Origin of the sequence: Exiguobacterium sp. s150 (assembly GCF_018618435.1) — a bacterium.
Lineage (GTDB): Bacteria > Bacillota > Bacilli > Exiguobacteriales > Exiguobacteriaceae > Exiguobacterium > Exiguobacterium alkaliphilum.
Window position 1 is genome coordinate 1 of record NZ_JACSMC010000052.1, and the last position, 7,542, is coordinate 7,542.

At 40.1% G+C, this 7,542-nt stretch carries 6 protein-coding genes; 4 read left to right on the plus strand and 2 right to left on the minus strand.

All coding sequences use genetic code 11. The features are described from left to right. Nucleotides 1-539, minus strand: a 539-nt coding sequence (locus KNP76_RS15135) for an ATP-binding protein (RefSeq protein WP_214844996.1), incomplete at its 3' end; no start/stop codon positions are given. Further along, nucleotides 532-2,088, minus strand: coding sequence for an IS21 family transposase (gene istA, locus KNP76_RS15140; RefSeq protein ID WP_211779436.1), 1,557 nt, complete (start codon nucleotides 2,086-2,088; stop codon nucleotides 532-534). The genes KNP76_RS15135 and istA, both read right to left, overlap by 8 nt. A gap of 464 nt (nucleotides 2,089-2,552) precedes the next feature. Between istA and KNP76_RS15145 the strand changes: the two genes are divergently transcribed. From KNP76_RS15145 to KNP76_RS15160, 4 genes are all read left to right on the plus strand, one after another. Continuing rightward, nucleotides 2,553-4,478 carry a heavy metal translocating P-type ATPase gene (locus KNP76_RS15145; protein WP_214844997.1) on the plus strand — a complete coding sequence of 642 codons (1,926 nt, stop codon included), beginning with the start codon at nucleotides 2,553-2,555 and terminating at the stop codon, nucleotides 4,476-4,478. A gap of 261 nt (nucleotides 4,479-4,739) precedes the next feature. Beyond that, nucleotides 4,740-5,294, plus strand: coding sequence for a recombinase family protein (locus tag KNP76_RS15150; RefSeq protein ID WP_211779434.1), 555 nt, complete (start codon nucleotides 4,740-4,742; stop codon nucleotides 5,292-5,294). 45 nt (nucleotides 5,295-5,339) lie between these two features. Continuing rightward, a complete protein-coding gene (locus KNP76_RS15155) occupies nucleotides 5,340-6,788 on the plus strand; it encodes a Mu transposase C-terminal domain-containing protein (RefSeq protein ID WP_002316689.1) in 1,449 nt (482 codons plus the stop codon). Continuing rightward, nucleotides 6,781-7,518 (plus strand): AAA family ATPase, encoded by a 738-nt coding sequence (locus KNP76_RS15160; RefSeq protein ID WP_214844998.1) that lies wholly within the window; start codon nucleotides 6,781-6,783, stop codon nucleotides 7,516-7,518. The genes KNP76_RS15155 and KNP76_RS15160 overlap by 8 nt, the downstream gene beginning before the upstream one ends. Nucleotides 7,519-7,542 lie beyond the last annotated feature (24 nt).

The window sequence follows — 7,542 nt, forward strand, 5'->3', positions numbered from 1 at the left end:
TCGTCAGTCGTCAAGTCGGTCAATAGCCATTCATCGAGGATGAGTAGGTCGACTTTTGTATACTTTTTGAGGAGTCGTCGGTAGCTCCCATCGGCTGCGAGCTTCGCCAGTGTTAGTTCATCCAACAATTCAGGCAGACGAATGTATCTCACCTTGAACGACTGGCGACAGGCCGAGACCCCGAACGCGGTCGCGAGATAGGTCTTCCCGGACCCTGTCGGTCCCTTCAGAATCAAATTGTGGCCGTCCAAGATGTAAGTTCCGCTTGCCAACCTGAGGATCTGCTCTTTGTTCAATCGACGGTCGGCATGGTACTCGATGTCCTCGATGCAAGCATTCGAGTTGATGAACGAGGCAGCCTGGATCAGCCGGTGCAGCTTGCCGTTCTTTCGTCTGGAATGCTCAAAATCGACGAGTAGTGCCAGTCGTTCATCAAAGTCCATGCGTTGAAAATCGCGATTGGATGACTGTTCCTCATAGGCTTCGGCCATCCCGTTCATCTTCATCTCGATCAGTTTGGCAATCGTCTGTTCATTCATCTTTATCAGCTCCCCCATAGTATGCCGCACCACGCATGAAGCCATAGTGATTGTTGGCAGTTTCCGTCTTGCGTTTCAACTCCTGCTCGGCGTCGCTCTTCTTGTTGTTCGACAGGATGCTCTGGATGCCCTTGACCGTCGGTCTGTTGGTTATGGAGACGACCATCTTACAGGCGCGCTCGATCTCATACTTGGAATAACGTCGCTCCAGTTTCTTCAGCGTGAAGATGGATTGGAGTGCCAATCGCTCGGTCTGAGCAGTGCCAAGAAGGAAATCGATCACTTTCAATGTGTTCGGACCGATCTCGTCTGCCCAGTCTTTTGCGTTCTCCGGGGTCTGGTCGATGTAGAGCTTATGGTTGTCGGGCATGTGATCGCGGTTGGTCGATAATTGTCCGAAGCGTCCAATCAGCCGTTTGTGGGAGGTAATCCGCATTTCGTTGAAATACACCTCGACCAATTGCTCGGTCAGTCGCACCTCGACCTGACAGTTGATATATTCATAGGGCACCGAATAAAACATGCTCTCGACGGATATGTGGTAGTCCGGGCGGACCTTCGCGTCCCGCCAACTCGATTGTTTGTACGAATGCTTCGGCAGTGGTGCTAACGCGAACTTTTCCTCTTCCTCGAATGCGGAGAGACGGCTACCGGGTTTCCGGGTGAACGGACGACGGTTGAATTCTTCCAGCTTTTCATGAACCTCACGGTTCAACTCCTCTAGGCTGAAACAGTGGGAGTTCCTCAAGGCGGCGATGATCCAAGTGGAGATGACACCGACGGAACCCTCGACACTCGGTTTGTCCTTAGGTGCGCTCACACGCGCGGGCATGACGACCGTCCCATAATGTTCAGCCATCTCTCGGTATGTCGGGTTGAGGATGAGTTCACGTGACGTGTTTCTCGTGACACCGGTCTTCAGATTGTCAGGGATGAGAATCTGGGTGCTCCCACCGAAATAGCTGTAGGCATGGTTATGGCACGTAATCCATGCAGACAAGTCCATCGAGAGACTCGCCTCGGCATAAGACAATTGGCTACAGGGCAATGTCGCTACGAATATGTATACTTTTACTTTTTCTCCTGTGTCCCGATCGATGATGAACGTGGTTGAACCGGCCCAGTCGACTTCCATCACTTCCCCTGGTTTGCGACGAATCCGGAGCGTAGCCCTATGCTTGTTCGCATAGGCGCTGTAATGTCGGACGAAACTCCGATAGGAGTAAGGAATGCGCTTGTTCGTGCGGCACTCCATCTCGTACTCGTGATGCAGGAGCGACAGGGTGACGTTCGGCTTTGCCAATTCCTTGTGTACATAGTCAAAATCGATCGGATGTCTACCGGAAGATTCAAGCGTCTTCTCAGGGAATAAGAACTCTTCAATCCACTTGTCGGTCATGTCATCATCGAAAGGTCCCATCAAGCCCTTGTCTGTCGCCCGATCAATCACCTCCGTCACTTTCTGACGCGAGTTGCCAGTGCTAGCCGCGATACTTCTCAGGCTCAGCCCTTGCTCCCTAAGTCTTAGAATAGCTAAATACCGAAGCATAAAAAACCTCCCATGTAACGATGTCACACCATTAGGTGTGCACATTAATCATAAGGAGGCAATATGAAGGTTGGTCGGGGCTTTGGCATCACTTGGTAAATTGTTTGTCACTCTTTGGTAAATAAGATTGCAAGACTGGTACATTCTAATGGCCGTAATCAAAAACGATGCAAGTTTTTAGTTTATAGACTAAATTAAGACTTTTGTATTCATAATAGTAGTCCATTTGAACAAGAAGCATCTTGTTTTGACAAAGCTCATACAGTGAGTTAATATGATTTTGTAAACATATGATTTGTTATTCATATGTAAAACGTAAAGATTCCGATTTACATATAGGACAACTGAAAGGAGTCAGAGACAATGGAAATTACATGAATACTTCTCTTCTTTTAGTGGGAATTTGTGTGATTTAATAAGTAAATGAATGGAAATCAAAGGAATTATATAGGAAGGTGATAAAAATGGAAACTATCGAAGAACAACAATCTCAAGAAAAACATAATCACAACCACGACCATGACCATGATCACGGGAAAATGCCAATCGTTTTATACTTTATTGGTTTAGTATTAGCAGTGATCGCTCTATTTTTGAATGAAGATTATCAGTTGCTACAAAACATTTTATTTTCAATCGCTACCATCAGTGCGGGGTATCATGTCATTATTCTTGAAGGCCTTGGGGAAACAATTGAGAACACAAAAGCAAATAATAAGTTCACGCCTAATTCTCATATTTTAATGGGATTAGCGGCTATAGGAGCTTCAGCAATAGGGAATTTTTGGGAAGGAACGTTGTTGATTCTCATTTTTTCAGGCGCACATTTCCTGGAAGATTACGCTGAAGGAAGAAGTAAACGAGAAATCACGAAATTACTCGAAATGAATCCAACGACTGCTCGGTTAATTTTGCCTGATGGGAATACAAAGATTGTTGATGTCAGTGAATTAAAAGTGGGAGATCAACTTCAAGTATTGAATGGCGATCAAGTCCCCATTGATGGCGTCATTTTGTCAGGCTCTACGTCCATTGATGAGTCGTCTATTAATGGAGAAAGTATCCCAAAAGAGAAGTCCAAAGGAGACTACGTTTTCGGAAGTACAATCAATGGAACAGGTACTTTCACAATGGAAGTCACTAAAGAAAATAAAGATACAGTATTTTCAAAAATTTTACAGTTAGTAAACCAGAACCAAGACAACCAAACAAAAGCTGCGAGTATAATCCAAAAATTTGAACCGAAATACGTTACAGTTGTTTTAATTGCCATTCCGTTATTCATGTTATTGGCTCCTTTTCTCCTAGACTGGACATGGTCACAAAGTATCTATAGAGGATTGATCCTTTTAGTGGCAGCTTCCCCCTGTGCTTTAGCAGCAGCTACTGTATCGGTAACTTTATCGACGACTTCTAACTTGGCCAAAAAAGGCGTCCTTTCAAAAGGTAGTTCTTACCTGTCTCAATTAGCCGATACTCAAGCCATTGCATTTGATAAGACCGGAACTTTGACCAAAGGAAAACCTGAAGTAACCAATTATTATTTTGCTGATTCCGTGAACGAAGAAAATATGATTGATATCGTGGTAGCTCTTGAAAAAGAATCCAATCACCCCTTAGCAGATGCCATTCTAAGAAAGTTTGAACAAAAAAATCAACTGACTATTGAAGTAGAAAATCAGATTGGTAAAGGGTTGACAGGAGATTACAACGGCAAAAATTATCGGATCGGAAAACCAACTTCATTTGACGAGGTTGCAAATGAATATATTCGTTTAAATAATGAGTGGGCATCAGAAGGTAAGACAGTCGTATATGTAGCAGAAGATGAGAATGTCATTGGACTTATAGCTCTCATGGACGTTCCAAGTGAACATGCAAAAGAAACTATTAAATACTTTAAAGAACAAGGCATACACACCACTCTAATCACTGGCGACTCAGAAATGACAGGAAAAGCAGTTGCTGAACAATTAGGAATAGATGAAGTAATCGCGAATGTCATGCCAGAAGATAAATCTCGAATTATAGACGAGCAAAAAGAGAAATACGGCGTAACAGCAATGGTGGGTGATGGTGTAAATGATGCCCCAGCCCTTGTGAATGCAAATGTAGGGATTGCCATGGGAGACGGAACCGATGTAGCAGTAGAGGTGTCTGATTTAGTTTTAATGCAGAATGACTTATCTAAATTGGTTAAAGCTCATGGAATTTCTTCTAAAATGAATCGTGTCATATGGCAAAACATCCTTTTTTCAATGGCAGTCGTAGCCTTTTTAGTTGTAGTGAGTTTATTAGGTCTAACAGATATAGCAATCAGTGTCACTATTCATGAAGGAAGTACGTTGGTCGTTATTCTGAATGGACTTCGTTTATTAAAATCTAATTAATTCTATCAAAACCCATAAATCTAGGGTATAGTAATAACTGTCTGAAGTTAATATGCCTTTAACGTTCTAAAAACGTTAGAGGCATATTTTTTATAAATTACTTTGTCTCAAAAACAATCGATTATGGGACGATTTTAAATAACAACTTTTATAGACTAGAAGAAGGGTTTTTTAGTGCCAAAACTTTGCTCTTTATCTACGTATCTTTACCCACCCTTTATGATACAATTGAGAAAATCAAAATAGAGAAGGAAGAGGATTATGAGTGGGTATATATATGGGTATGCAAGGGTAAGTACACGATCACAAGAATTGTCTCGTCAGTTGGATTTGCTCAATGAACATAACTGCAACGAAATACTGACCGAAAAAATGACGGGAACCAAAGCTAACCGTCCGCAATTAAATCGGCTGAAAGATAAATTGCGTCCAGATGATACAGTTATCGTGGAAAGCTTCTCTCGTTTGGGGCGCAGCACAAAAGATTTAATTGATCTTGTAAATTACTTTGAAGAACATAATGTAAAGTTGATCAGCTTAAAAGAGAATTTTGATACGGTCACTCCCCAAGGGCGACTTATGATGACTGTGTTTCAAGCATTTAGTCAATTTGAACGAGATTTGATTGTTGAACGCACAAAAGAAGGTTTAAAAAGTGCTCGAGCTAGAGGGCGAAAAGGCGGGCGTCCTCCTGTGAACCAACGAGATATTGAACGAGCAATAAAATTGTACGAAAGTGAGGAATATAGTGTGAAAGAAATTGTTGAGATGACAGGAATCAGCAAGTCAACGCTTTATCGTTACTTGGATAAATAAAAATTGACGATTAATTTTATTTAATCGTGGGAAAGAGGTGTTCTCATGAACCAAGAACTTCCTCCATTAACTTCATATTCAGAAGAACTACGACAAAATGCGATGGATAAATATCAAGTGATTGCCCCTTATCTTAAGCATGAAGAAAGTTTGAGTAATATTGCTGAAGAATCAGGGGTTCCAAAAAGAACTTTATACCATTGGGTAAATCAATATCAACAATCAGGGTTGAAAGGATTGATCCGAAGAAAGCGCTCGGATTCAGGAAGCTTTAAAGTAGAAGAAAATGTACAAGAAGAAATTAAAAAGCTTATATTTGAAAACAAAAAAAACACCTTAACTTCTATTCATCGGAAAGTCTGTAAAATTTGTAAAAAGAAAAATTGGGCCCCGCCTAGTTACAATCAAGTATATGCGATTGCTAAAAATCTGTCGCCACAATTAAAGGAACTTGCTCATAAAGGAAAAAAAGAATATCAAAATAATTATGATTTGGTTTATCGTCGTGAGTCTTATTATCCCAATGAAATATGGCAGGCTGACCACACTCCCTTGGATATCCTTGTTTTAAACGAAAAAGGAAAGCCTGAGAGGCCATGGTTAACAATTATTTTAGATGATTATAGCCGAGCAGTTGCAGGGTATTTCCTTAGTTTTCAAGCTCCTTCTGCTATTCAAACTTCTTTAGTTTTACACCAAGCAATATGGAAAAAAAGCAACTCTGATTGGCAAATATGTGGTATACCTGAAACTTTCTATACCGATCACGGAAGTGATTTCACTTCAAATCATTTGGAGCAAGTCGCAATTGATTTAAAAATCAATCTTATTTTTTCTACGGTAGGTATGCCAAGAGGACGGGGGAAAATAGAACGTTTCTTTTTAACAATTAATCAATTATTTTTGCAAGATTTACCAGGTTACATTGGGAATCAAAATACTTTAAATCTTCTTACGATAAAAGAGCTTGATGAGAAATTAGCGCATTTTATTATATATGACTATCACCATAGAGTGCATGGCACTACAAAACAGGAACCTATAAAGATGTGGAATAATTCAGGATTTCTTCCTCATCAACCAGATAGTCTAGAAAGTTTAGATTTATTGTTATTAAATGTTGGAAAGCCAAGAAAAGTTCATTCTGATGGAATTCACTTCCAAGGTTTAAGATATATTGACACCAATTTAGCAGCTTATGTAGGTGAAACTGTTATCATTCGATATGATCCAAGAGATATTGCTGAGATTCGTGTATTTTACAAAGACCAATATTTATGTACGGCAATTTCTCCTGAAATTTCTGATTACGAAGTCGATTTAAAAGAGATTGTTGCGGCACGTAATAAAGCACGGAAAAACCTTGAAAATCAGCTCCATTCTGGAAATAATATTGCGGAAGAACTTATTTCATCTAAGCAGAAAGAGTTAGATAATCCTGTAAACAAAAAAGATTCTAAGAAGTCAAAAATTAAGAGGTATTACAATGAATAAAACACCCTATTTTATTGAAACAAAAGAATATAAACGCTTTGTAGAATTTTGTCAGGCATGTATCAAATACAAATATATCGGAATTTGTTATGGATTACCCGGAGTTGGGAAAACTTTATCCGCTAAGCAATATTCAAATTGGAATTGGGTCGAAAAACAAATTGATTACAAAAAATCGGAAGAAATCGGAATGAATGCAGATGAAAAAATCCTTGAAGCGAAAACAATATTTTACACCGCTCCAGCCATACGGGCGACTAAAATGACGAATGAAATCGATATGATCGGTGGTAAAATGGGTATGGTTAAAAGTATGTATAGAGTTCTTCAGTTAGGAGCAGAAGAAAAATACTCAACGAATGTGTATGAAGAAATTGATCTCATTATTATTGATGAAATAGATCGATTAAAAGTACAGCATTTAGAACAATTAAGAGATATTTATGACCAAAAAGATGTGGCTATGATCTTTATTGGAATGCCGGGTATAGAAAAGCGATTGGCTCGTTATCCTCAACTCTACTCGAGAATAGGTTTTGCCCATGAATTTGACAGATTGAGTAAAGACGAGGTCCACCATATTCTGGAATACAAATGGGAAGAGTTAGGATTATCTGTCCAACTGGAAGATTTTGCTAATTATGAAGCTGTCACTAGTATTATTAAAATTACAGATTATACGAGCAGGAAAGCCCATACCGGGCATAGCCCGCCTTTAGGCATGGGATGAACGTGAGTTCGGATGTGAAAAACA